Source organism: Streptococcus sanguinis (genome assembly GCF_050220005.1).
In the GTDB taxonomy this organism is placed as follows: domain Bacteria; phylum Bacillota; class Bacilli; order Lactobacillales; family Streptococcaceae; genus Streptococcus; species Streptococcus sanguinis_Z.
This window is the reverse complement of sequence record NZ_CP071413.1, coordinates 1,174,048-1,198,337: the sequence shown is the minus strand read 5'-3', so window position 1 is coordinate 1,198,337 and position 24,290 is coordinate 1,174,048. Positions and strand designations below refer to the sequence as shown.

Genomic DNA, 24,290 nt, shown 5'->3' with positions numbered 1-24,290 from the left:
GAGGTGAGGCATGCTAATCAGTAAAATCTTAAACAATAATGTGGTGATTTCTGAAGAAGACCAAGAAGAAGTTATTCTCATGGGACGAGGACTGGCCTTTGGTCGAAAAGTTGGCCAGGAGATTCCAGATGAGCTGATTGAGAAAAAGTATGTCTTGTCAGAAAATAGACGCTAGCTTCTGATGGAGTTGCCAGCAGAGGTCATGGAAATGTCGGATAATGTTATTTCTTTCGCAAGGGAGAAACTGCAGAAGAAGCTCAAAGACACTGCTTTTCTGGCGATGGCAGATCATATCCACGGAGTCTTGCTGCGCTTGGAAGATGATATTTACCTCAAGAATTTCCTTATGTGGGATATGAGACGCTTTTTTCCTATAGAGTTTGAGGTTGGTCAGTATGCCAAACAGCTTTTGAGTGCTTATGTCAGCAAGGAACTTCCAGATGATGAAGCAGCTTTTATGGCGCTGACCTTGGTCAATGCAGAGTTGGAAAATGGCGACGGAACCGCGCGTGATTTGACTATGATGATGGAGGAAATCATGACCATTGTCAAGTACAGTTTGGAAATTTCTTTAGACGAGGAAGATATTTACCTTGAGCGCTTTATGACCCATCTAAAATTTTTCTGTGAGAGAGTCCTGACTGATAATGGACACCGTGACTTGGAGGACAATGAGATGTTTGGCTTACTTAAATGTAAGTACCCCTTGGCTTATGAGACAACTAGGAAGATTGCTGAATTTTTAAAGCAAACCAGAAATTACCAAACATCAGGGGATGAACAACTTTACCTGACCATCCATTTGTCACGCATGAAAAGGAGGATGCCATGCGAAGCGAATACGAAAAAATGATTGCTGGAGAGATTTACAGACCGCAAGACGAAGATTTAAGAAAAATTAGAGCTCGATCCAAAGAATTTCAATATCGTTTTAACCAAGAGCAAGACAGCGACAAGAGAAGTGCTATTATCAAAGAATGGTTTGGCTGCACAGGAGAGAATCTTGCTATGAAGCCTGATTTGGTCTGTGATTATGGAATCAATATTCATCTAGGAGAGAATTTTTGTTCTAACTGGAATCTGACTATGCTGGACGTTTGCCCGATTCGCATCGGAGACAATGCTATGCTTGGTCCAAATTGCCAGTTTCTGACACCTCTTCATCCACTTGATCCAGTGGAAAGAAATTCCGGAATTGAGTACGGAGCACCAATCACTATTGGTGATAACTTCTGGGCTGGCGGAGGTGTGACGATTCTGCCAGGCGTGACGCTAGGAGATAATGTGGTAGTTGGAGCAGGAGCGGTTGTGACCAAGTCTTTTGGTGACAATGTAGTCTTGGCTGGCAATCCTGCTAAGATTATTAAGGAAATCCCTGTTCATAAAGAGTGTTAAAGGCAATAGGCAAAGAGACCAGCTATTGACAACATCAAATTAAATAAAATCATAAGGAAGGAACTGTACTGCAGTTCTTTTTTTGAACTTTTTACGAATAAGAAAGTGAGGTGAAAAAATGAATAATTTTGAAATTTATAAAATGAAAAAAGCTGGCTTGACCAATCATCAGGTTTTAAATGTTTTGAGATACGCTGAGAGTAGAGATGGCAAGCTTTCTCTGCGAGATAAGGCTGTCGTATCTGAGTGCCGCAATCCTGCTCTCTTTATTGAGAAATACAAGAGGCTTGATTTGCCGGCTTTGAAGGAAGAATTTGAACTTTTTCCGTCCTTTTCTATCTTGGATGATATTTACCCTTGGGATTTATGCGAGATTTATGATGCCCCGACCTTGCTGTTCTATCAGGGAAATCTAAATCTACTAGAATTGCCCAAGGCTGCAGTCGTTGGCAGTCGAGACAGCAGTAAGCAAGGAAATGCCTCTGTACAAAAGATTATCAAAGAGCTAAACAATGAATTGGTTATCGTCAGTGGCCTGGCTCGAGGGGTTGATACAGCGGCTCACATGGCTGCCCTGCAAAACGGAGGTCAGACCATTGCTGTCATTGGTACTGGATTAGACGTCTTTTATCCTAAGGCCAACAAAAAACTACAAGCTTACATTGGAAAAAATCATTTATTGCTGACAGAGTATGGTCCAGGTGAACAGCCCTTGAAATTTCATTTTCCAGAGCGAAATCGTATCATCGCCGGTCTATGTCGAGGCGTCATCGTGGCAGAAGCCAAGATGCGCTCAGGCAGCCTGATTACCTGTGAGCGAGCCATGGAAGAAGGGCGGGATGTCTTTGCTATTCCAGGGTCAATTTTAGATGGAAAATCTGACGGTTGCCATCATTTGATTCAAGAGGGCGCAAAGTGCATCACATCAGGCTCTGACGTCCTTTCTGAGTTTGATTTTTAAAACAAGTTTTCCTATAAGAAAAGTTAGTAGTTGACATCTATCAAAAAATAGTTTAAACTCTATGAGATTTATTTCTTATAGAAGGTGTCTAAATTGGTAACAAAAACAAAGAAAAAGTCTACGACCAAGAAAAATCTTGTCATCGTAGAGTCGCCTGCTAAGGCAAAAACAATAGAAAAATATCTGGGACGAAATTATAAGGTTTTAGCCAGTGTCGGGCATATTCGTGACCTGAAAAAGTCTACTATGTCCATTGATTTTGAGAACAACTATGAGCCGCAATACATCAATATTCGTGGCAAAGGTCCCTTGATTAATGACTTAAAAAAAGAAGCGAAGAAAGCTAAGCAAGTCTTTCTGGCAAGTGACCCGGACCGCGAAGGAGAAGCTATTTCTTGGCATCTGGCTCACATTCTGAATCTGGATGAGAAAGAAAAAAACCGCGTCGTCTTTAATGAAATCACCAAAGATGCGGTCAAGAATGCATTTAAAGAGCCGCGCCAGATTGATATGGATCTAGTCGATGCGCAGCAGGCTCGCCGAGTTCTGGATCGCTTGGTTGGTTATTCCATTTCTCCTATTCTCTGGAAGAAAGTCAAAAAAGGTTTGTCAGCTGGTCGGGTGCAGTCTGTCGCCCTCAAGCTGATTATCGACCGAGAAAATGAAATTAATGCCTTCAAACCAGAAGAATACTGGACAATTGACGGAACCTTCAAGAAAGGAAGTCGTCAGTTCCAGGCCAGCTTCTATGGTATGAATGGTAAAAAGATGAAGCTGACCAACAACGATGAGGTCAAAGAAGTTCTGTCTTACCTAAAGGGTGATGACTTTACAGTTGAAAGTGTCGAAAAGAAGGAGCGTCGACGCAATGCTCCGCTACCCTACACGACTTCCTCTATGCAGCAGGATGCTGCTAATAAGATTAATTTCCGGACTCGTAAGACCATGATGGTGGCTCAGCAGCTCTATGAGGGGATTAATATCGGTTCTGGCGTACAAGGTCTGATTACGTATATGCGTACCGACTCGACTCGTATCAGTCCAGTAGCACAAAATGAAGCAGCAAGCTTTATCACGGATAAATTTGGTGCTAAATATTCCAAACATGGCAGTAAGGCTAAGAACGCTTCTGGCGCTCAAGATGCCCACGAGGCTATTCGTCCTTCCAGCGTTTTCAATACACCGGAAAGCATCGCAAAGTATCTGGACAAGGATCAACTTAAGCTCTATACGCTGATTTGGAACCGTTTTGTAGCCAGCCAAATGACAGCAGCAGTCTTTGATACTATGAATGTCAAGCTGGGGCAAAATGGTGTCCAATTTGCTGCCAACGGCAGTCAGGTCAAGTTTGATGGCTATCTAGCTATTTACAATGACTCTGACAAGAATAAAATGCTGCCGGATATGGAAAAGGGGGATACAGTCAAGCGTGTTAATACCAATCCAGAACAGCACTTTACCCAGCCGCCTGCTCGTTATTCTGAAGCGACTCTCATCAAGACTTTAGAAGAAAATGGTGTTGGTCGTCCGTCTACCTATGCACCGACCATTGAAACCATTCAGAAACGATATTACGTTAAGCTGGTTTCCAAGCGCTTTGAGCCGACGGAATTAGGTGAGATTGTCAATTCATTGATTGTCGAATTCTTCCCAGGCATCGTAAATGTGAAATTTACAGCTGAAATGGAAGCGAAGCTGGATGATGTAGAAGTCGGGAAAGAACAGTGGCAGAAGGTCATTGACGAGTTTTATCGACCTTTTGAAAAGGAAGTCGCTAAAGCCGAGACCGAAATGGAGAAAATCCAAATCAAGGATGAACCAGCTGGTTTTGATTGTGAAGTCTGTGGCAGTCCGATGGTCATTAAGTTAGGTCGATTTGGCAAGTTCTACGCCTGCAGTAATTTCCCAGACTGCCGTCACACTCAGGCTATCGTCAAGGAAATCGGCGTGACCTGTCCACAGTGCCAGAAAGGTCAAGTTATCGAGCGTAAGACTAAGCGAAATCGCATTTTTTATGGCTGTGATCGTTATCCAGACTGTGATTTCACATCTTGGGACAAGCCAGTTGGTCGGAACTGTCCAAAATGTGACCATTATCTGATTGAAAAGAAAGTACGTGGTGGCGGCAAGCAAGTGGTCTGCAGCAACGGCGATTATGAAGAAGAAAAAGTGAAATAGTTTTTTTACATAATTTATATTACGTAAAACATTTTTCTAAAGAAGAGGTGCAGTTTTATGACAGATAAATTTGCAGAATTTCTAAAAATCGCGGCTCAACTGAACAAGATGGGAATTGTGCCACTACTAATGGGCTCCTTGGGGCTCGAACAGACTACTGGTCAGGACTGGCAGGCTCGTGATATTGATATTCATGTTCACGGTGATGAGCGTGGCTGGGAAGCGCCAGATGAAGAACGAATTTATGATATGGATAAGATTGAATCCATGATGGAGCGGCTAGGCTATCATTTGGTTGACCTGCACGAGCATGAATTTCAAAAGGAAGGTTTATCTGTTGAATTCGGAGCCATGGAAACCTTGGAGGCATTTTCAGGTGTGCCGCTAGAGAAGTTGACTCGAAAAGAAGTTGAAGGTGTTGAATTTCTACTGCCGACTGCGGAGCAGTTTTTAGCTATCTACCGTGCTTCTTCCCAAGATTCTTATCGAAATGAAAATAACAATCATAAGGATTTTGCTAAGATTGCTTACTTGGAAAAAATGACAAAATGATGGACAGACGGGAATCCTCCTGTCTGTCTTTTTTACTATCTTTTTGTTATAATGGTCAGAGTGAAAATCTAGAAATATCCAAGGGAGAGAATCATGTCATCATCCTATATCAATGTTATCGGTGCTGGTCTGGCTGGCAGTGAAGCAGCTTACCAGATTGCCAAGCGTGGCATCCCAGTCAAACTCTATGAAATGCGGGGTGTTAAGTCAACTCCTCAACACAAAACTGCGGACTTTGCAGAACTGGTTTGCTCTAACTCTTTGCGAGGAGATGCGCTGACCAATGCAGTCGGTCTGCTCAAGGAAGAAATGCGACGGTTGGACTCGGTCATCTTAAAGTCAGCAGAGGCAACTCGGGTGCCAGCAGGTGGTGCTCTAGCGGTTGATAGAGAAGGCTTTTCGCAGCTGGTGACGGAGCTAGTGACCAACCATCCATTGATTGAGGTCATTCGCGAAGAAATCACTGAAATTCCTGAAGATGCCATCACAGTCATTGCGACAGGGCCCTTGACCAGCGATACTTTGGCTGAAAAAATCCACGCGCTCAATGGAGGCGACGGTTTTTATTTCTACGACGCAGCAGCGCCAATCATCGATGTCAATACCATTGATATGACCAAGGTCTATCTCAAATCCCGCTATGATAAGGGCGAAGCTGCCTATCTCAACGCACCCATGACCAAGCAAGAATTTATGGATTTCCATGATGCTTTGGTCAATGCCGAGGAAGCACCGCTCAATTCCTTTGAAAAAGAAAAATACTTTGAAGGCTGCATGCCTATTGAAGTCATGGCTAAGCGAGGTATCAAAACCATGCTTTATGGTCCGATGAAGCCGGTTGGTTTAGAATATCCAGATGACTACCAAGGGCCTCGAGATGGTGAATATAAGACGCCATACGCTGTAGTGCAGTTTCGTCAGGACAATGCAGCAGGTAGTCTTTACAATATCGTTGGCTTCCAAACTCATCTCAAGTGGGGGGAGCAAAAGCGGGTCTTTCAAATGATTCCTGGCCTTGAGAATGCAGAATTTATCCGCTATGGTGTCATGCATCGAAACTCCTATATGGACTCTCCAAATCTGCTGGAACAGACTTTCCGCTCTAAGAAACAGCCAAATCTTTTCTTTGCAGGTCAAATGACTGGCGTCGAAGGCTATGTTGAGTCTGCAGCTTCTGGTCTGGTTGCTGGTATCAATGCCGCTCGACTCTTCAAAGGAGAAGAAGCACTTGTTTTTCCAGAAACAACAGCTATTGGTAGCCTGCCGCATTATGTTACCCATGCTGACAGCAAGCATTTCCAACCCATGAATGTCAATTTTGGCATTATCAAAGAACTGGACGGCCCTCGGATTCGTGACAAGAAAGAGCGCTATGAGAAGATTGCTGAGCGCGCCCTGCAGGATTTACAGCCTTATTTGGAGAAATAATCTATTTTCTATCATTATCTAATAAAAATCATCAAAAAGTTAGGAAATCCCTAACTTTTTTGCTTAATTTGTGATATAATAAATAAAAATTTTGAAAATAGAAAGTTTTCTGAAAATGAATAAATCCTATTTTTATCTTGAAATGAAAACACATGAGTTGGTCGTTCCTTATACTAAGCAAAAACGCCGTGTCCGCGTCTTACTTCCAAAAAACTATAGCCAGGACACAAATAAGACGTATCCAGTCGTTTATTTTCACGACGGCCAAAACGTTCTCTATAGCAAGGAGTCTTTCAGCGGCCATTCGTGGAAGGTGATTCCGACAATCAAGCGTAATCCAGATATTGAAAAAATGATTGTCGTGGCTATTGATAACGATGGTCAACGGCGGATGAATGAGTATTCAGCATGGAAGTTCCAAGAGTCCAATATTCCCGGCATTCAGTTTGGCGGCAAGGGAACGGAGTATGCGGAGTTTGTCATGGAAGTCGTCAAGCCTTTCATTGACCAGCATTATCGGACCAAGTCGGATCGGCTGCATACAGCTATGATTGGTTCCTCTCTTGGGGGAAATATCAGCCAGTTTATCGGTGTTGAATACCAAGATCAGATTGGTTGTCTGGGGATTTTTTCATCAGCTAATTGGCTGCATCAGGAAGCTTTTGACCGTTATATTGAGAGAAAGACACTTCAGGCTGACCAGCGAGTTTTCATTTATGTTGGAACAGAAGAGGCTGATGATACAGATAAGACATTGATGGCTGGTAACATCAAGCAGGCCTATATTGATTCATCGCTCAGCTATTTCCGGCAGTTACTTGTATCTGGGGTTGATTTGTCCAATATTCAGATTAAGATCCAGTCTGGAGCTATTCACAATGAAATCGCTTGGGCAGAGCACTTGCCAGACTGTTTCCGTTTTATCAGCGAAAAATGGTAATCTAGTCAAACAGTGAGAAAGAGGTAGAAACTATGCATGTAGAATTTTTAAGTCATTGGAGCGGCAATCTAGGCCGTGAAATGTATGTCAATCGCTATGGCCACGCTGGACTCCCAATTATAGTCTTCGCATCATCAGGCGGCAGCCATAATGAGTATGCTGATTTTGGCATGATTGAGGCCTGTGCAGGTTTTATTGAGGCTGGTAAAGTCCAGTTTTTCACTCTCAGCAGCGTTGATAGCGAGAGTTGGTTGGCGGACTGGAAGCATCCTCACGACCGAGCAGAAATGCATCGTGCCTATGAGCGTTATGTCATTGAAGAGGCGATTCCGTTTGTCAAGCATAAGACAGGTTGGTTTGACCCTATGATGACGACAGGCTGCTCCATGGGTGCTTATCATGCCCTTAATTTCTTCCTGCAGCATCCAGATGTTTTCAATAAAGTGATTGCCCTCAGTGGTGTCTATGATGCACGTTTCTTTGTTGGTGACAATTTGAATGACGAAGTCATTTATCAAAACTCTCCAGCAGACTATATCTGGAATCAAAATGATGGCTGGTTTATTGACCGCTATCGACAGGCTGATATTATCGTTTGTACTGGCTTGGGTGACTGGGAGCAGGATGGCCTGCCTTCCTTCTACACGCTGAAAGAAGCTTTTGAGCATAAGAATATTCCAGCTTGGTTTGCCGAATGGGGTCATGATGTTTCCCATGACTGGATTTGGTGGCGTAAGCAAATGCCTTATTTCCTCAATGAACTCAATCTTTAAAGGAGGTTTCCTATGAATTATATCGTTATTTCTCCCTATTATCCACAAAATTTTCAGCAGTTTACAGTGGAGCTGGCTAACAAAGGAATCACTGTTCTGGGAATCGGTCAGGAGCCTTATGACCAGCTAGACCAGCCTTTGAAGGATTCATTGACTGAATACTTTAGAGTAGAAAATCTTGAAAATCTTGACGAAGTAAAAAGAGCGGTGGCCTTTCTCTTCTACAAGCATGGACCTATCGATCGGATTGAGTCACATAATGAATACTGGCTAGAACTGGACGCTGAGTTGCGTGAGCAATTCAATGTATTTGGAGCGAAGCCAAAAGACTTGAAAAAGACCAAGTTCAAATCAGAAATGAAGAAACTCTTTAAAAAAGCAGGCGTTCCAGTCGTACCTGGTCAGATTGTCAATACAGAAGCAGGCGCTGATTTGGCTGTCAAGAAACTTGGTCTGCCTTTGATTGCCAAGCCTGATAATGGAGTGGGGGCAGCTGCGACCTTTAAATTGGAAACAGCAGAAGATGTTGAACGTTTCAAGCAAGAATGGGATCATCAGACAGCTTATTTCTTTGAAAAGTTTGTCCAGTCTGGCGAAATCTGTACTTTTGACGGTTTGGTAGATAAGGACGGTCAGATCGTCTTTTCGACCACCTTTGACTATGCTCATACACCGCTGGATTTGATGATCTATAAGATGGACAATTCCTACTACGTTCTCAAGGATATGGATCCCAAACTCCGTGCATATGGAGAAGCGATTGTCAAAATCTTCGGCATGAAAGAACGCTTTTTCCATATTGAGTTCTTCCGCGAAGGTGATGATTATGTAGCCATTGAGTACAATAACCGTCCAGCAGGTGGTTTTACCATTGATGTCTATAATTTCGCCCACTCAATCGATCTTTACAGAGGCTACGCAGCGATTGTAGCAGGAGAGCCTTTCCCAGCTGCTCACATGGAGCCACTGTATTGTTTGGCAACCTCGCGCCGTGCATCGACAAACTATGCTTACCCTGAGGCTGACTTGCTGGAGAAATACAGAGATAACTTCAAGGTTAAAAAAGACATGCCGGCTGCATTTGCGGAGCTTCAAGGTGACTACCTCTATATGCTAACAACACCAAGCCGTGAGCAAATGGAGCAGATGATTGCAGATTTTGCTAAACAGGCAGACTAATCAAAAGCATGCTCTATGATTATTTTCGTATAACAGTTTCAAAATAGTAAAAACTACTCTAGCACAAAAAGTTTGTGAAATTTCTATTTTGGTGTCTAAAACCAGTTTATCCAAAGGATTGACTGGTTTTTCTTTGTGAAATTCAAGTGAGCAAAAGTTTTGACAGTGCTTACAGCTTTAGATAGAATTAAATAGAAGAATTATGCTTAGAAAGGCAAAAAAATGGCAACTTTAGATAAAAATCTTTTGTTAGAGATGTTCCGTAAGATGGAAGAAATCCGTCGTATGGACTTAAAAATTGCTCAACTTGTAAAAAAAGGAAAGGTCCCTGGGATGACTCACTTCTCAGTAGGTGAGGAAGCAGCCAATGTCGGTGCTATGCTGGCCTTAAATGAGGATGATTTACTGACTTCTAACCACCGGGGGCACGGTCAAGCTATCGCCAAAGGAATCAACCTCAATGAAATGATGGCGGAAATCCTAGGGAAATACACCGGGACCTGTAAAGGAAAAGGCGGCTCTATGCATATTGCTGACCTAGATGCCGGAAACCTTGGTGCCAATGGTATTGTGGGGGGTGGCATGGGAATTGCTGTTGGAGCAGCTCTGGCCCAGCAAATGCATAAGACAGGTAAGATTGTTGTCTGCTTCTTTGGTGACGGTGCTACCAACGAAGGTGTCTTCCACGAAGCAGTCAACATGGCTTCTATCTGGAATCTACCCGTTATTTTCTATTGTATCAATAACGGCTATGGTATTTCTGCTGACATCAAGAAAATGACCAATGTAGAGCATATCCACGAGCGCAGTGCAGCTTATGGCATTCCAGGTATGTTCATCGAAGATGGCAATAATGTTCTGGATGTCTATGAGGGCTTCCAAAAGGCTGTGGAGCATGTTCGCAGTGGTAAAGGACCTGTCTTAATCGAGAGTGTGACCTATCGTTGGTTGGGACATTCGTCTTCTGACCCAGGTAAATACCGTACTCGTGAAGAAGTAGAAGAATGGAAGAAAAAAGATCCAATCGAAAATCTTCGTAAATACTTGCTGGAAAACAAGATTGCAAGCGAGGAAGAGCTAGAAGTTATCCAAGCTGGAGTCAAAGAAGCAGTAGAAGCATCTGTGAAGTTCGCAGAAGAGAGCCCATTTCCGCCGCTTGAATCTGCCTTTGAAGATATTTACGCAGACTAAAGAGAGGAGAAAAAGAAAATGGAAACTAAAACTATGTCTTTTCGTGACACCATTATCCTCGCTATGTCTGAGGAAATGCGTCGTGATGAAAATGTACTCTTGATGGGAGAAGATGTCGGAGTCTTTGGTGGAGATTTCGGAACATCTGTTGGTATGCTGGAAGAGTTCGGGCCAGAGCGTGTACGTGACTGTCCGATTTCAGAAGCAGCTATTTCTGGGGCAGCAGCTGGAGCAGCTATGACAGGGCTGCGTCCAATCGTAGACATGACCTTTATGGACTTCTCTGTAATCGCTATGGATGCTATTGTCAACCAAGCCGCTAAAACGCGCTATATGTTTGGCGGAAAAGGACAAGTCCCAATGACTGTCCGTTGTGCGGCAGGTAATGGAGTTGGGTCAGCGGCTCAGCACTCTCAGTCTCTAGAGTCTTGGTTTACCCACATTCCAGGTCTTAAGGTAGTCGCTCCAGGAACTCCTGCTGATATGAAGGGTCTCCTTAAGGCTTCTATCCGAGACAACAACCCGGTCATTATCCTGGAATACAAGTCTGAATTTAACCAAAAAGGCGAAGTACCACTAGATCCTGAGTATGTAATCCCACTCGGTGTAGGTGAAATCAAAAAAGAAGGTACCGATGTAACAGTTGTTACCTATGGAAAAATGCTTCGCCGTGTCATGCAGGCAGCGGAAGAATTGGCAGAAGAAGGCATCTCTGTAGAAGTGGTCGACCCACGTACATTGGTGCCGCTTGATAAGGATATTATCATTAATTCTGTTAAGAAGACTGGTAAGGTTGTTCTGGTTAATGATGCCCACAAAACAAGTGGATACATTGGTGAAATTTCAGCGATTATTTCTGAGTCTGAAGCGTTTGACTATCTAGATGCGCCAATCCGCCGCTGTGCAGGTGAAGATGTCCCTATGCCTTATGCACAAAACTTGGAAAATGCTATGATTCCGACAGTTGAAAGCATCAAAGACGCTATTCGGAAGACATATCATAAAGAATAAGGTATAATAAAGAAAAGGCTTTCTTATGAATTAGATTACATAAATTATTTTATGTAATCTAATCTTGTGTAGAGGGTCAAAGTAGCTAAAATTTTACAAATTACAGACAATCGCTATTCGGACCGATTTTATCCGATGAGCGAATTATTAAGTCTACTAGGTTGGTCGCAGATAGCGACAACCGTAGTAACTTGAGATACGTTTCGTATCCAAGTTACTTGTAGAGTTGAACATGGGCTAAAAGTTCGGAAAAAAGATAGATTTCCTTGTGTTCATCGAACACAGCGTCAATCTCCTATTTTTTCATTGCCCTTTGCGTCCTTAATATCTTATATTCGAACACGGGCTAAAAGCTCGGAAAAAAGATAAATCTCCTTGGCTTCATCGAAGCTTGCGTAGATTTCCTATTTTTCAGTCGCTTTTTACGCCCTTAGTATCATAATTAGAATTGGAGAGGTCATGGCTGATGACAAGCTAAGAGCGACTCCTGCAGCTAGAAAGTTAGCGGATGATTTGGGAATCAACCTCTATGATGTTTCTGGCTCAGGTGCAAATGGTCGTGTCCACAAAGAAGACGTGGAAACTTATAAAGATACAAATGTGGTGCGCATTTCACCACTGGCAAAACGAATTGCCCAAGAACACAATATTGCTTGGCAAGAGATTCAAGGAACTGGCCATCGTGGCAAGATTATGAAGAAAGATGTTCTTGCTTTCTTGCCTGAGAATGTTGAGAGCGATACAATCAAATCTCCTGCTCAAATTGAAAAAGTTGAAGAAGTGCCTGATAATGTCACTCCTTACGGTGAAATTGAGCGTATTCCAATGACGCCAATGCGGAAGGTTATCGCTCAGCGGATGGTAGAATCTTACCTGACGGCGCCAACATTCACACTTAACTATGATGTTGATATGACAGAAATGCTGGCCTTGCGTAAAAAAGTGCTGGAGCCAATCATGGAAGCAACTGGCAAGAAAGTAACTGTTACAGACCTGCTTTCGCTGGCTGTTGTGAAAACACTGATGAAGCATCCTTATCTCAACTCAACTTTGACAGAGGATGGCAAGACCATTATCACACACAACTATGTCAACCTTTCAATGGCAGTCGGTATGGATAACGGCCTGATGACACCAGTTGTCTACAATGCAGAAAAAATGAGCCTATCAGAGCTTGTGGTAGCCTTTAAAGATGTGATCGGACGTACTTTGGAAGGCAAGTTGGCTCCAAGCGAGCTGCAAAACTCAACCTTCACAATCAGTAACTTGGGTATGTTTGGCGTTCAGTCCTTTGGTCCAATCATCAACCAGCCAAACTCTGCTATCTTGGGTGTGAGCTCGACAGTAGAGAAACCTGTTGTTGTTAATGGCGAAATTGTTATTCGTCCAATTATGAGTCTGGGCTTGACCATCGACCACCGTGTAGTTGACGGAATGGCTGGAGCTAAGTTTATGAAGGATTTGAAGGCTTTGATTGAAGATCCAATTTCAATGTTGGTATAAGATTTTCTTTGTTAGTTTAAAAAGTAAAGAAACGAAACACTCAGCAAGTGAAAAATTAAATTAGAAAAGGAAAGAAAAATGGCTTTAGAAGTAATTATGCCAAAAGCCGGCGTGGATATGACCGAAGGGCAAATTGTCCAATGGAATAAGAAAGTCGGCGAATTTGTCAAAGAAGGGGAAATCCTTCTGGAAATCATGACTGACAAGGTCAGTATGGAATTGGAAGCTGAAGAAGACGGCTACCTGATTGCCATTCTCAAAGGTGACGGTGAAACCGTGCCAGTAACGGAAGTCATCGGTTACTTGGGAGAAGAAGGAGAAAACATTCCAACTGCTGGCGGATCTGCACCTGCGGAAGCACCAACTCCTGCTGCAGCGGCAAATACAGATGATGATAAGAGTGATGATGCTTACGATATCGTTGTTATCGGTGGCGGACCTGCTGGTTATGTAGCGGCTATCAAAGCAGCTCAGCTGGGTGGTAAAATTGCCTTGGTAGAGAAGTCTGAGCTAGGCGGAACCTGCTTGAACCGTGGCTGTATCCCTACTAAGACTTACTTGCACAATGCTGAAATCATTGAAAACCTTGGTCACGCTGCTAATCGCGGTATCATCATTGAAAATCCAAGCTTCACAGTAGACATGGACAAGGTTCTGGAAACCAAAAACAAGGTTGTCAATACGCTTGTTGGCGGTGTTGCCGGTCTTCTCCGTAGCTATGACGTAGATGTCCATAAGGGAATTGGTACCATTACTAAAGACAAGAATGTTCTTGTAAACGGAAGCGAGCTGCTAGAAACGAAGAAGATTATCTTGGCTGGTGGTTCCAAAGTCAGCAAGATCAATGTTCCTGGTATGGAATCAACTCTAGTTATGACCAGTGATGATATTCTAGAAATGAACGAAGTGCCAGAAAATCTGGTAATTATCGGCGGTGGTGTTGTCGGTATTGAGCTCGGCCAAGCCTTCATGACATTTGGCTCAAAAGTCACTGTTATCGAAATGATGGACCGTATCGTACCTGCTATGGATGCGGAAGTTTCTAAAAACCTTCGCCTTATCCTGGAGCGTAAGGGCATGACAATTCTAACTGAAACTAAGTTGGAAGAAATCATCGAAGAAAACGGCAAACTTCGTATCAAAGTTGAAGGAAAGGAAGATATTCTAGCAGATAAGGCCCTGCTTTCTATCGGACGCGTGCCAGACCTAGAAGGCATTGGTGAGGTTGAGTTCGAACTGGATCGCGGCCGTATCAAGGTCAATGAGTACATGGAAACTTCTGTTCCAGGTATTTACGCACCAGGAGATATCAATGGTACTAAGATGCTGGCTCATGCAGCCTTCCGTATGGGTGAAGTCGCTGCTGAAAATGCTCTGAAAGGTAACCACCATATTGCTAAACTCAATCTGACACCTGCAGCTATCTACACCTTGCCAGAAGTAGCAGCAGTAGGTTTGACAGAAGAGCAAGCTCGTGAGAAATACGATGTAGCGATTGGTAAGTTTAACTTCGCTGCTAATGGTCGTGCTATTGCTTCAGACGCAGCTCAAGGCTTCGTTAAAGTCATTGCTGACAAGAAGTATGGTGAAGTGCTCGGTGTTCATATCATTGGTCCTGCCGCAGCAGAATTGATCAATGAAGCATCAACCATCATCGAAATGGAAATCACTGTAGAAGAAATGCTTAAGACCATTCACGGTCATCCAACCTTCTCAGAAGTTATGTACGAAGCATTTGCGGACGTACTGGGATTGGCAGTTCACTCACCTAAGAAAAAATAATTTAAAAGATAGATTAGACTGGGCATAAATCATCGTTCCAGTCTCTATCGTATAAAGAGGTAGCTTATGAAATACATTGTTAACTACTCAAATGATACAGCTTTTAATATTGCTCTGGAAGAATATGCTTTCAAACACCTCTTGGATGAGGATGAAATTTTCCTGCTCTGGATTAACAAACCTTCTATCATTGTGGGGCGCCACCAAAACACCATCGAAGAAATCAACCGTGATTATGTTCGTGAGCATGGCATTGAGGTCGTACGTCGTATTAGCGGCGGTGGAGCTGTTTATCATGATCTAAACAACCTCAACTACACCATTATCTCTAAGGAAAGCGAAGATCGTGCTTTTGACTTCAAGAGTTTTTCTACGCCAGTTATCAACACCTTGGCAGAGCTTGGAGTAAAGGCTGAATTCACTGGCCGTAATGACTTAGAGATTGATGGCAAGAAGTTCTGTGGCAATGCGCAGGCCTATATCAATGGCCGTATCATGCACCATGGTTGCCTGCTCTTTGATGTTGATTTGTCTGTCTTGGCCAATGCGCTTAAGGTTTCTAAAGACAAGTTCGAATCAAAAGGGGTTAAATCTGTCCGTGCACGTGTGACAAATATTGTTGATGAATTGCCAGAAAAGATTACCGTCGAAGAATTCCGCGACCTGCTTCTGGACTATATGAAGAAAGAATATCCAGAAATGACAGAATATGTCTTTTCCGAGAAAGAACTGGAAGAAATCAAGCAAATTAGAGATAGCAAGTTTGGAACTTGGGACTGGAACTACGGTAAATCGCCTGAATACAACGTGCGCCGTGGCACTAAGTTTACCAGTGGTAAGGTAGAAATCTTTGCCAATGTTGTTGAATCCAAGATTCAGGATATTAAAATCTATGGAGACTTCTTTGGTATTGAGGATGTAGCAGCAGTAGAAGATGTGCTGCGCGGCCTTAAATACGAACGTGAAGATGTTCTGAAAGCTCTTGAAACGATTGATATTAGCCGCTACTTTGCTGGAATCAGCAGAGAAGAGATTGCCGAAGCTATCGTTGGTTAAAATATGACATAAAGAAAACCAAGCTCTCGAAGAGTTTGGTTTTTCATGTAAACGATATATTTCAAATCAACAACATTCTTACGTTTCCTTAACCAGCTAGTTTTCTCTGGGCTTTATCTACTAGATATGATAAAATGATAGGGAATCAGAGAAAGAGGTGTCTTGATGCAGAAAGTCCCAGTAGAAAGCCTTGGTCTGTTTGAGCAGTTGGACCGCACAGTTGTAGCTTTTCTGAAGAAAAAACCATCTCCTAATCCAGACAACTTTTATGTTAGCATATCTCCAGAAGATTATGAGAAAAAGAAAGAAGAATTTGAAAAATCAGGCTATCAAGCCGTGGAATTGCCGCTCGGTATGGCGTTAGATAATGTCATTCAGCAACCTTCTTTCCAAAACCTAGTCATTGGCGGGCTCTACATGGTAGATGTCTTCGTTCCCAAGGAAGACCTGATGCCCTTGAAGGACCTTGTAGACAGCTTTTGTATCATGTTTGCAGCAGCTAATAATCGAATAGAGAATATCAAGGCTTACGATCTGATGAAGAGTAAGACAGTTTACTTTATAGGAAAACTCTTTACGGATAATCCTCAGCCGGGTGATGAAATTAGCTTTGAAGGGCTGAATAGAGAGACAGCAGAAGGCTCCTACGAAGCGGTCAAATGCTTTCTAACTAGAGAAAGCGCTGAAAAGTACAACACCAAAAATCGACCAGTTACAGCAGCAAATCTAGAACATCTCAAGCACTTCTGGGGCAAACCGTTGATTGTTGAACCCCATCGTAATTATTGGATTGAGTTTTTATAAGAAAAAGAGCGAAGCATCTAAAATAGATTTTCGCTCTTTTGTTATCATTCAATGCACATATTTTAAATTATGTAATATTACAATTTGTCCAAAGCATTCTTTTGCTCGTCATTGACAATGTGGGTGTAGAGGTCCGTCACCTGAGTGCTAGCATGCCCTAGCTGATGGCTGACGAGAACTTGAGATTTGGTTGCATCGTATAAACGTGTAGCAAGCGTGTGGCGGAGTTTGTGAGGCGTTACTCGCACCTTGAAGTCCTCAGAATACTTGGCCACCATTTTTTCAACACTGGAAGCATCGATTCGATTAGGAGTGCCGCGGTATTCAGTCAAAAAGAAGGCTGTATCTGTCTTTTCGGCCTTGTATCGCTTGCTCCGAATGCTCAAATACTCTTCTAAATAGGGCTTAGCAAAAGCAGCAACATTGACAGAGTCCCTTTTACCGCCTTTTCTTGTCACTTCAATGACCATCATCTTTAGATTGATGTCTTTCAGGTCTAGATTAACAGCTTCAGACAGACGAACACCAGAGGCTAGCAGCAAGGCAATGATGGCTAAATCACGTTCTTTGTTCTTGTTAAAAGAAGACAGAGCGCGATTAGACAGCTTCTTAGGGTACTCCGTATCAATATACTGGAGGAATTCTTCTGTCTCATCCCCTAAAAATAGCTTCTGCTTAATATTCTCTGCACGAGCAGCAAGAGTTTCCTTTTTCTTCTTAGTAGCAACCTTTTTCATCACATTTCGATAGAAGTAGGGCTCACCCTGCTCGTTTTCAACTTCCTCAGTCAAATATTTGTAGAGGCTGGACAAAGCTGACAGAGTTCGGTTGATAGTTGTCTGAGAAACACCGTTTTGTGTAGTGTTGGCATTGAGAAGCGGCCGCTCTCGCAGATAAAGAATAAAGGCCTCCATGTCTTTCTTGCTCATGTTTTCCAAGACAGAAAGAGGAATCTCAGCAATATGCGAAGCATCCGTGATACCAGATTCTAGCACCCAGTTAAAAAAGCGATCATATTCTTTGAGATATTCGTATAAGGTTGTAAAACTATAAGGCACTGCCAGCTTAGACTGGTAATATTCCAGAATGTACCAGGGCATGGTAGCCTTGAGTTTATCAATTCTTTCTAACAACAGTTCACGTCTCATCACATTTCTCCGTTTTTCTATAACAGTAGTATAGCATATCTAGATATATTTTTCAAGAAAATTATAGTTTTTCGGAAAGATGTAAGAGGGCATATATAGTCCAACCTTATTACAAAAACGGATAATAAAAACAAGACAGTATTGAGAAATTAGACTCTGTCTTGTTTCACTAAAACTTATTCTTCTAATTCAATTTTTTGAAAATAATCCAGTTGCCATTTTTGTGTTGCCTGAGCTGTTTTATTTAAATTTGTGCACCAGGACGGATAAAACCGCATAGCCACCTTTCCTTTACAATCCTTTGTAGAAAGAATTTTTTTACTGATAGCCTCCTCTTTGGGAATGATAAATATACCGCAATGATGGTCGTCGATGACGACAATAACCAGTTCATCACCTAAGTCTTTATCAGTATAAGGGATATTCTTGTTGCCTTGGTCCTTTTTCCAAAAGACTGTAAAGTAGCCTTCTTTTTTAGGTGTTTTCTTTGCCAAACGACATCTTTTATATTCTTGATCATTTTTTGGCTTAATCAAAATGCTTTCATAGTCTTCATTCCATTTTTCATTTATCAGATCAAAGTTACCATAATACCTATGAAGAATGTCTGTCATTTTCATTGTTTTATCGCCTTTCTATTTTTTACCAAAATTAAATTATGTAAAATAATTACTAGAATAAAAACCCTTTAATCAAATCAATGACTTGATCATTTTGCGGCAAGGAAGAATGGTGAGCATCCTTTCCTACAATGACTACCTCTCTGTGTGAAGCAATCTTTTCTTTATAAATCAAGCTCCCAGCCTCTACACTGCTTTTATGGACAATTCCGTCACCGTCTCGGAAAAAAATTCCCAAAATTGACAAATGCTGCAGCTTCTTAGGAAGTTTTCCCTGGTTGGATACAAAGTCATCTAGCATCGGGACTCGATGATTGAGATTTTTCTTGTTTAGATTATAAGGACTGCCGATAGTCAGGAGCTTTTCCATCTCTAACCCAGAATGGTTTGCTAGGTATTGCTGCAAGAATACTGTATAAACCAGACCACCGTTAGAATGCCCCAGCGCTTTAAAGCTGTTAAAAGAATACTTCTCTCGCAAAACAGTTAAGGCAACGTCAAACATTGCGGCCTGTTTTTTGATATTTTCGTAACCATCACGATTATTCTGAAAACCAATCACAAAAATGGGGGTTCTGTCCTTGCGCTTCAAATGCCCTCGGTAAGTCATATGTCCATCATTCCAGACTTTGATCCTCACAAGACTATGACGTGGATGCTGATTGCGGTTGAGCTTTTTAACCATTCGATTAAATCGATTCTCTGTCGCCGAACTACCTGGAATCATGATAATGGGACATATTTCGACCTTGCTGGCAGGTAGATGAGAAATAGGGTGGGAAGGCAGCTTATTTAATAAATTTTGAAAGGTTTTAGCAAGTCGATGAATCAATTGAGTCAAAAAAGGCTTCATTCTAGTCTCCGTATCTGAATCTGATGTTTCCAAAAACAAGCCACATAAAACTTAGTTATGTGACTTATTTTTTTGTTATTACTTCCGCTTCTTCTTGTTTTTCTTCATTTGCTTGGCCATTTTGTTCATGCTGCGTCGCATCAGAAACTCTCCAGCCTTACCCTTAAGACCGCCACCAAACATTTGGCTCATATCCGGCATGCCGGCTCCTCCTAAGCCTGACATATCTGGCATACCGCCTTGGCCCATCATACCTTCAAGAGCTGACATGTCGGGCATTCCTCCGCCACCAGGCATGTTCTTAGGCATATTGTTTGGATTGAGCCCCATTTGCTTCATCATCTTGCTCATATCGCCTGATAGAACGCCCTGCATCATCTGCTTAGCTTGATTGAAGTCTTTGATAAATTTATTGACATCAACGAAACTGTTACCTGAACCATTGGCAATCCGACGGCGACGGCTAGGACTCAACAAGTCAGGATTTTCTCGCTCAGCCGGTGTCATAGAGGATACGATAGCACGTTTGCGGGCAATTTCTTTCTCATCCACTTTGATATTCTTGAGAGCAGGATTATTGGCCATACCTGGAATCAGCTTGAGCAAGTCTTCCATAGGTCCCATGCCTTGTACCTGATCCAACTGATCAATAAAATCATTGAAATCAAAGGTGTTTTCCCGCATCTTTTCAGCCATTTCAAGCGATTTTTTCTCATCATATTCTTGAGAGGCTTTTTCGATCAGAGTCAGCATGTCCCCCATGCCCAAAATCCGGCTGGACATACGGTCTGGGTGGAAGGTTTCGATATCAGTGATTTTTTCACCGGTACCAGTAAATTTAATAGGCTTACCAGTAATCTGACGGACAGACAAGGCTGCACCGCCACGAGTATCACCATCAATCTTGGTCAGGATAACCCCGGTCACTTCCAGTTGACTGTTAAATTCACGAGCGACATTAGCCGCTTCCTGACCAATCATGGCATCGACAACCAAGAGGATTTCATTCGGATTAGCCAGCGCTTTGACATCAGACAGCTCCTGCATAAGCTTTTCGTCAATCTGGAGACGCCCAGCCGTATCAATCAAGACATAGTCGTTGTGGTTGGCTTTTGCCTGCTCCAAACCTTGACGGACAATCTCAACAGCCGGAACTTCCGTACCTAAAGCAAAAACAGGTACATCAATTTGCTGTCCAAGTGTTTTCAGCTGATCAATAGCCGCCGGACGGTAAATATCCGCCGCAATCATGAGCGGACGAGCATTTTCTTCTTTCTTGAGCTTATTAGCAAGCTTACCGGCAAAAGTAGTCTTACCAGCCCCTTGCAGACCAACCATCATGATAATAGTTGGAATCTTTGGTGACTTGATAATCTCGGCAGTATCAGAGCCAAGGATAGTTGTCAGCTCTTCGTCAACAATCTTGATAATCTGTTGCGCTGGATTGAGGGTGTCGATAACCTCATGACCGACAGCGCGCTCACGGACTTTCTTGATAAAGTCTTTGACAACTGGCAGGGCAACGTCAGCTTCTAAAAGGGCCAGACGAATCTCTTTGGTTGCTTCCTGAACATCGCTCTCTGAGATTTTTCCTTTTCTGCGCAGATTTTTAAAGACGTTCTGCAAACGTTCCGTTAAACTTTCAAATGCCATTTTTTATTTCTCCTAGTTTCTATTTCAATCAATTCAGTGGAAATTTTCCAAAACGAGTTAAACAAGCGTATTCCTCAGCAGAGACTTCTTTCATAATCTCATTAGGGTAGCCCCAGCAGCTGAAGCCTTCTTGCATTGCCTTAGAAAGATCGTCAGGGGAGATGAGTTGTACCCTAGCAGGAAAAGATTCTTCCAACTCTAACAACCAGCAAGTCATTCCCTTGTAGATAACTTGTTTAGGCATGGTCACTCTCGGTTGTCAATACCAGACAGAATCCCAATCTGCTCCTGAAGATAGCTGTCGTCAGGGTATTTCTCTGTAATCTGGTCAAATATCTGACTTCTGACAATGTAGTCCGAGTACATGTGCAGCTTTTTCTCATAGTCTTCCAGAATCTTCTCTGTCCGCTTGATATTATCATAAACGGCCTGACGGCTAACACCAAACTCCTCGGCAATCTCCGCCAGACTGTAATCATCTGCATAGTAGAGTTCAATATAGTTCATCTGCTTGTCAGTCAAAAGCGCCGCATAAAACTCAAAGAGAGCATTCATTCGGTTTGTTTTTTCAATTTCCATAAGAAACATTATACCAGAAAAGCATGATAAACTCTAGTCTGACAAGGGAAATAAACACTCGAAATATGAGATTGCAAAAGGTCAATCAGCTTTTTCTGCCGAGTAAAAGACAAGTTAAAAACTCTTAGTGATAACCAAGAGTCTTGCAATAATTAATTGTTTTCTAAATAAAATTCAAAACGATCGCCGACATACTGGCTTTTTACATATTCAAAAGCTGTGCCGTCATCAAAGTAAGAAATCTGAGTCAGTCCTAATATAGCATGACCGCGGGGAATATCAAGGTAATTGGCGATTTTTTCCTTAGCCAGTCGAGCATAAATGGTCTGCTGAGACTTGCCGATCTTATAGCCATGTTCCTGCAAGGTCTGGAAGAAATGACTGGTCACCTCTTCTTTTTTAAAATTCTTAATGAACTTCTCTGGAATTGAAGCCACCTCGTAAACCACCGGCAAATCGTCAGCGTAGCGAACCCGCTCCATCCGAATGACATTTTCCGTCTTATGGATGCCTAGCTTCTCCACTTCCTGCTCACTCGGCAGGGTACGCCGATAAGAAATAAGCTGGCTGGATGGCGTTTTGCCTTGCGCCTTCATGATTTCTGTGAAGCTGGTGGTGCCGCGCATTTTCTCCTGAACACGTGTACTGGCAACGAAGGTGCCACTACCGACCCGACGCTCCAGCACTCCCTCCTCAACCAAGAGCGTGATGGCCTGACGCAGGGTCATACGGCTGACCTTAAAGGTTTCGGCTAGATCTCGCTCACTGGGCAGGCGCTCTCCAATCTCCCAAACGGCATCGTCGATGTCTTTCTTAATCTGATCATGAATTTTGATATATGCGGGTAACATGTCGGCTCTTCTTTCTTATTTGGTACCTTCCTTTATTTTAGTACCAAATACTTCAAATGTCAAACTAAATGATAAGTATTAGCTCTCAAATGCTTGCTTTTATCACGATTCTAGCTGTTTAGCCAAATAAAGACTCATATTCGTTTTTTCATCACTCTTACTCCTTATTACCTTGGAAAAATTCCTTTTTTGTGATAAAATGAGGGGAAAAGATTACTTCTTTTAAGAAAGGGAACAGATGACTACTAGAACTGAATTGCAAGATGTCGAAAAGATCATCGTGCTTGATTACGGAAGCCAGTACAACCAGCTGATTTCACGCCGCATTCGTGAAATCGGTGTTTTTTCTGAGCTTAAGAGCCACAAGATTACCGCTGACGAAGTCCGTGCTATCCAGCCTGTCGGGATTATCCTTTCCGGCGGTCCGAATTCTGTATATGAAGACGGCTCTTTTGATATTGACCCGGAAATTTTCGAGTTGGGCATCCCGATTTTGGGGATCTGCTATGGTATGCAGCTGTTGACTCACAAGCTGGGCGGCAAGGTTGTCCCTGCTGGTCATGCTGGAAATCGAGAATATGGGCAGTCAACTCTGTCACATACTGCCAACTCCAGCCTTTTCAACGGAACACCTGAAAGTCAGCTAGTTCTTATGAGCCACGGAGATGCAGTAACAGAGATTCCTTCTGACTTTGTCCGTACTGGTACTTCTGCTGACTGTCCTTTTGCAGCCATTGAAAATCCAGCTAAGAAAATCTATGGCATTCAGTTCCACCCTGAGGTTCGTCATTCAGAGTTTGGTTATGATATCCTGCGCAACTTTGCTCTTAATATTTGTGGAGCCAAAGGCGACTGGTCTATGGATAACTTCATTGACATGGAAATTCAAAAAATCCGCCAAACTGTTTGTGACAAGAAGGTGCTGTTGGGACTTTCTGGTGGTGTAGACTCTTCTGTCGTCGGTGTTCTCTTGCAGAAAGCAATCGGTGATCAACTAATCTGTATCTTTGTGGATCATGGTCTTTTGCGTAAAGGCGAAGCAGATCAGGTCATGGATATGCTGGGCGGTAAATTTGGTTTGAATATCGTCAAGGCTGACGCGGCTAAACGTTTCCTTGATAAACTAGCCGGTGTCTCAGATCCAGAACAAAAACGTAAAATCATCGGAAATGAGTTTGTCTATGTCTTTGACGACGAAGCCAGCAAACTGAAAGATGTAAAATTCTTGGCTCAGGGAACGCTATATACAGACGTTATTGAATCCGGTACCGACACTGCTCAGACTATTAAATCTCACCATAATGTTGGCGGTCTTCCGGAAGACATGCAGTTTGAGCTGATTGAACCGCTGAACACGCTCTACAAGGATGAAGTGCGTGCCTTGGGTACCGAGCTTGGTATGCCTGATGAAATTGTCTGGCGCCAGCCATTCCCAGGACCAGGACTCGCTATTCGTGTCATGGGAGAAATCACTGAGGAAAAATTGGAAACTGTCCGCGAATCTGACGCTATTCTCCGCGAAGAAATCGCCAAAGCTGGTCTTGACCGCGACATCTGGCAGTACTTTACTGTTAATACTGGCGTCCGATCTGTTGGTGTCATGGGTGACGGCCGGACTTACGACTACACAATTGCGATTCGCGCTATCACTTCTATCGATGGTATGACAGCTGACTTTGCCAAGATTCCTTGGGATATTCTGCAAAAGATCTCTGTTCGTATTGTTAATGAAGTAGACCATGTCAATCGCATCGTCTACGATATCACCAGCAAACCACCTGCAACTGTAGAGTGGGAGTAACAAACAAATCTTATTTTAATACAGTCTTGGAA

Annotated in this window: 22 protein-coding genes and 1 pseudogene; 16 read left to right on the top strand and 7 right to left on the bottom strand. The window is 42.8% G+C overall.

Annotated features, from left to right (window positions below):
• Window positions 1–10 precede the first annotated feature (10 nt).
• The 15 genes and pseudogenes from J1C86_RS05725 (at window position 11) to J1C86_RS05655 (ending at window position 16,753) form a co-directional block, all read left to right on the top strand.
• A pseudogene (locus tag J1C86_RS05725) lies at window positions 11–853 on the top strand (PRD domain-containing protein).
• Window positions 829–1,395 (top strand): sugar O-acetyltransferase, encoded by a 567-nt coding sequence (locus J1C86_RS05720; RefSeq protein ID WP_125408886.1) that lies wholly within the window; start codon window positions 829–831, stop codon window positions 1,393–1,395. The pseudogene J1C86_RS05725 and the gene J1C86_RS05720 overlap by 25 nt, the downstream one beginning before the upstream one ends.
• A 118-nt stretch (window positions 1,396–1,513) precedes the next feature.
• Complete coding sequence (gene dprA / locus J1C86_RS05715; protein ID WP_002904500.1) at window positions 1,514–2,356, top strand: DNA-processing protein DprA; 843 nt, start codon at window positions 1,514–1,516, stop codon at window positions 2,354–2,356.
• An 84-nt stretch (window positions 2,357–2,440) separates the two neighbouring features.
• The gene (gene topA, locus J1C86_RS05710) at window positions 2,441–4,534 is read left to right on the top strand and encodes a type I DNA topoisomerase (protein ID WP_125407153.1); all 2,094 of its coding nucleotides are present in this window, start codon (window positions 2,441–2,443) and stop codon (window positions 4,532–4,534) included.
• Window positions 4,535–4,591: 57 nt separating this feature from the next.
• Window positions 4,592–5,086: a phosphoribosylanthranilate isomerase gene (locus J1C86_RS05705; RefSeq protein ID WP_125407155.1), complete on the top strand. Its 495-nt coding sequence runs from the start codon at window positions 4,592–4,594 to the stop codon at window positions 5,084–5,086.
• A 93-nt stretch (window positions 5,087–5,179) separates the two neighbouring features.
• Window positions 5,180–6,514, top strand: coding sequence for a methylenetetrahydrofolate--tRNA-(uracil(54)-C(5))-methyltransferase (FADH(2)-oxidizing) TrmFO (trmFO, locus tag J1C86_RS05700; protein WP_125407157.1), 1,335 nt, complete (start codon window positions 5,180–5,182; stop codon window positions 6,512–6,514).
• Window positions 6,515–6,629: 115 nt separating this feature from the next.
• Window positions 6,630–7,454, top strand: coding sequence for an alpha/beta hydrolase (locus J1C86_RS05695; RefSeq protein ID WP_002902923.1), 825 nt, complete (start codon window positions 6,630–6,632; stop codon window positions 7,452–7,454).
• A 32-nt stretch (window positions 7,455–7,486) separates the two neighbouring features.
• Entirely contained in the window at window positions 7,487–8,227 is a 741-nt protein-coding gene (locus J1C86_RS05690) for an esterase family protein (protein WP_009660368.1), read from the top strand.
• A gap of 12 nt (window positions 8,228–8,239) precedes the next feature.
• Window positions 8,240–9,406 (top strand): ATP-grasp domain-containing protein, encoded by a 1,167-nt coding sequence (locus J1C86_RS05685; protein ID WP_009660321.1) that lies wholly within the window; start codon window positions 8,240–8,242, stop codon window positions 9,404–9,406.
• A gap of 222 nt (window positions 9,407–9,628) precedes the next feature.
• On the top strand, window positions 9,629–10,597 hold the full coding sequence (locus J1C86_RS05680) for a thiamine pyrophosphate-dependent dehydrogenase E1 component subunit alpha (RefSeq protein WP_125407160.1): 969 nt from the start codon (window positions 9,629–9,631) through the stop codon (window positions 10,595–10,597).
• A gap of 18 nt (window positions 10,598–10,615) precedes the next feature.
• Complete coding sequence (locus tag J1C86_RS05675) at window positions 10,616–11,608, top strand: alpha-ketoacid dehydrogenase subunit beta (RefSeq protein ID WP_009660433.1); 993 nt, start codon at window positions 10,616–10,618, stop codon at window positions 11,606–11,608.
• A gap of 459 nt (window positions 11,609–12,067) precedes the next feature.
• Complete coding sequence (locus tag J1C86_RS05670; protein WP_061591774.1) at window positions 12,068–13,111, top strand: dihydrolipoamide acetyltransferase; 1,044 nt, start codon at window positions 12,068–12,070, stop codon at window positions 13,109–13,111.
• Window positions 13,112–13,189: 78 nt separating this feature from the next.
• Window positions 13,190–14,893 (top strand): dihydrolipoyl dehydrogenase, encoded by a 1,704-nt coding sequence (lpdA, locus tag J1C86_RS05665; RefSeq protein ID WP_125407166.1) that lies wholly within the window; start codon window positions 13,190–13,192, stop codon window positions 14,891–14,893.
• A gap of 66 nt (window positions 14,894–14,959) precedes the next feature.
• The gene (locus tag J1C86_RS05660) at window positions 14,960–15,949 is read left to right on the top strand and encodes a lipoate--protein ligase (RefSeq protein ID WP_125407169.1); all 990 of its coding nucleotides are present in this window, start codon (window positions 14,960–14,962) and stop codon (window positions 15,947–15,949) included.
• A gap of 165 nt (window positions 15,950–16,114) precedes the next feature.
• On the top strand, window positions 16,115–16,753 hold the full coding sequence (locus J1C86_RS05655) for a hypothetical protein (protein WP_125407172.1): 639 nt from the start codon (window positions 16,115–16,117) through the stop codon (window positions 16,751–16,753).
• Window positions 16,754–16,830: 77 nt separating this feature from the next.
• On the opposite strand, the gene xerS is transcribed toward J1C86_RS05655, so the two are convergent.
• The 7 genes from xerS to J1C86_RS05620 all read right to left on the bottom strand — a co-directional run bounded on the left by xerS (window position 16,831) and on the right by J1C86_RS05620 (window position 22,457).
• Window positions 16,831–17,901, bottom strand: a complete 1,071-nt coding sequence (gene xerS, locus J1C86_RS05650; RefSeq protein WP_125407175.1) for a tyrosine recombinase XerS — start codon at window positions 17,899–17,901, stop codon at window positions 16,831–16,833.
• A 176-nt stretch (window positions 17,902–18,077) separates the two neighbouring features.
• Window positions 18,078–18,521 carry a MepB family protein gene (locus tag J1C86_RS05645; RefSeq protein WP_125407178.1) on the bottom strand — a complete coding sequence of 148 codons (444 nt, stop codon included), beginning with the start codon at window positions 18,519–18,521 and terminating at the stop codon, window positions 18,078–18,080.
• 52 nt (window positions 18,522–18,573) lie between these two features.
• A complete protein-coding gene (locus J1C86_RS05640; RefSeq protein WP_125407181.1) occupies window positions 18,574–19,374 on the bottom strand; it encodes an alpha/beta hydrolase in 801 nt (266 codons plus the stop codon).
• A 78-nt stretch (window positions 19,375–19,452) separates the two neighbouring features.
• A complete protein-coding gene (ffh, locus tag J1C86_RS05635) occupies window positions 19,453–21,027 on the bottom strand; it encodes a signal recognition particle protein (RefSeq protein WP_002906577.1) in 1,575 nt (524 codons plus the stop codon).
• Between the two features lie 28 nt (window positions 21,028–21,055).
• Window positions 21,056–21,271, bottom strand: a complete 216-nt coding sequence (locus J1C86_RS05630) for a 2-oxoglutarate:acceptor oxidoreductase (protein WP_125407184.1) — start codon at window positions 21,269–21,271, stop codon at window positions 21,056–21,058.
• A 2-nt stretch (window positions 21,272–21,273) separates the two neighbouring features.
• The gene (locus tag J1C86_RS05625) at window positions 21,274–21,606 is read right to left on the bottom strand and encodes a putative DNA-binding protein (RefSeq protein ID WP_032907526.1); all 333 of its coding nucleotides are present in this window, start codon (window positions 21,604–21,606) and stop codon (window positions 21,274–21,276) included.
• Between the two features lie 152 nt (window positions 21,607–21,758).
• Entirely contained in the window at window positions 21,759–22,457 is a 699-nt protein-coding gene (locus J1C86_RS05620; RefSeq protein WP_002909746.1) for a GntR family transcriptional regulator, read from the bottom strand.
• A gap of 238 nt (window positions 22,458–22,695) precedes the next feature.
• On the opposite strand from J1C86_RS05620, the gene guaA reads away from it, so the two are divergent.
• Entirely contained in the window at window positions 22,696–24,258 is a 1,563-nt protein-coding gene (gene guaA / locus J1C86_RS05615; protein WP_125408880.1) for a glutamine-hydrolyzing GMP synthase, read from the top strand.
• The last annotated feature ends 32 nt before the right edge of the window (window positions 24,259–24,290 follow it).

Bases quoted from the DNA above. Each gene is read 5' to 3' on its own strand.
- J1C86_RS05690 (WP_009660368.1), top strand. From the start codon at position 7,487: ATGCATGTAGAATTTTTAAGTCATTGGAGCGGCAATCTAGGCCGTGAA.
- J1C86_RS05675 (WP_009660433.1), top strand. From the start codon at position 10,616: ATGGAAACTAAAACTATGTCTTTTCGTGACACCATTATCCTCGCTATG.
- J1C86_RS05655 (WP_125407172.1), top strand. From the start codon at position 16,115: ATGCAGAAAGTCCCAGTAGAAAGCCTTGGTCTGTTTGAGCAGTTGGAC.
- guaA (WP_125408880.1), top strand. From the start codon at position 22,696: ATGACTACTAGAACTGAATTGCAAGATGTCGAAAAGATCATCGTGCTT.
- ffh (WP_002906577.1), bottom strand. From the start codon at position 21,027: ATGGCATTTGAAAGTTTAACGGAACGTTTGCAGAACGTCTTTAAAAAT.
- J1C86_RS05720 (WP_125408886.1), top strand. From the start codon at position 829: ATGCGAAGCGAATACGAAAAAATGATTGCTGGAGAGATTTACAGACCG.
- J1C86_RS05685 (WP_009660321.1), top strand. From the start codon at position 8,240: ATGAATTATATCGTTATTTCTCCCTATTATCCACAAAATTTTCAGCAG.
- J1C86_RS05640 (WP_125407181.1), bottom strand. From the start codon at position 19,374: ATGAAGCCTTTTTTGACTCAATTGATTCATCGACTTGCTAAAACCTTT.
- xerS (WP_125407175.1), bottom strand. From the start codon at position 17,901: ATGAGACGTGAACTGTTGTTAGAAAGAATTGATAAACTCAAGGCTACC.
- lpdA (WP_125407166.1), top strand. From the start codon at position 13,190: ATGGCTTTAGAAGTAATTATGCCAAAAGCCGGCGTGGATATGACCGAA.
- J1C86_RS05670 (WP_061591774.1), top strand. From the start codon at position 12,068: ATGGCTGATGACAAGCTAAGAGCGACTCCTGCAGCTAGAAAGTTAGCG.
- J1C86_RS05620 (WP_002909746.1), bottom strand. From the start codon at position 22,457: ATGTTACCCGCATATATCAAAATTCATGATCAGATTAAGAAAGACATC.
- J1C86_RS05695 (WP_002902923.1), top strand. From the start codon at position 6,630: ATGAATAAATCCTATTTTTATCTTGAAATGAAAACACATGAGTTGGTC.
- J1C86_RS05630 (WP_125407184.1), bottom strand. From the start codon at position 21,271: ATGCCTAAACAAGTTATCTACAAGGGAATGACTTGCTGGTTGTTAGAG.
- J1C86_RS05660 (WP_125407169.1), top strand. From the start codon at position 14,960: ATGAAATACATTGTTAACTACTCAAATGATACAGCTTTTAATATTGCT.
- dprA (WP_002904500.1), top strand. From the start codon at position 1,514: ATGAATAATTTTGAAATTTATAAAATGAAAAAAGCTGGCTTGACCAAT.
- J1C86_RS05705 (WP_125407155.1), top strand. From the start codon at position 4,592: ATGACAGATAAATTTGCAGAATTTCTAAAAATCGCGGCTCAACTGAAC.
- J1C86_RS05625 (WP_032907526.1), bottom strand. From the start codon at position 21,606: ATGGAAATTGAAAAAACAAACCGAATGAATGCTCTCTTTGAGTTTTAT.
- J1C86_RS05680 (WP_125407160.1), top strand. From the start codon at position 9,629: ATGGCAACTTTAGATAAAAATCTTTTGTTAGAGATGTTCCGTAAGATG.
- trmFO (WP_125407157.1), top strand. From the start codon at position 5,180: ATGTCATCATCCTATATCAATGTTATCGGTGCTGGTCTGGCTGGCAGT.
- J1C86_RS05645 (WP_125407178.1), bottom strand. From the start codon at position 18,521: ATGAAAATGACAGACATTCTTCATAGGTATTATGGTAACTTTGATCTG.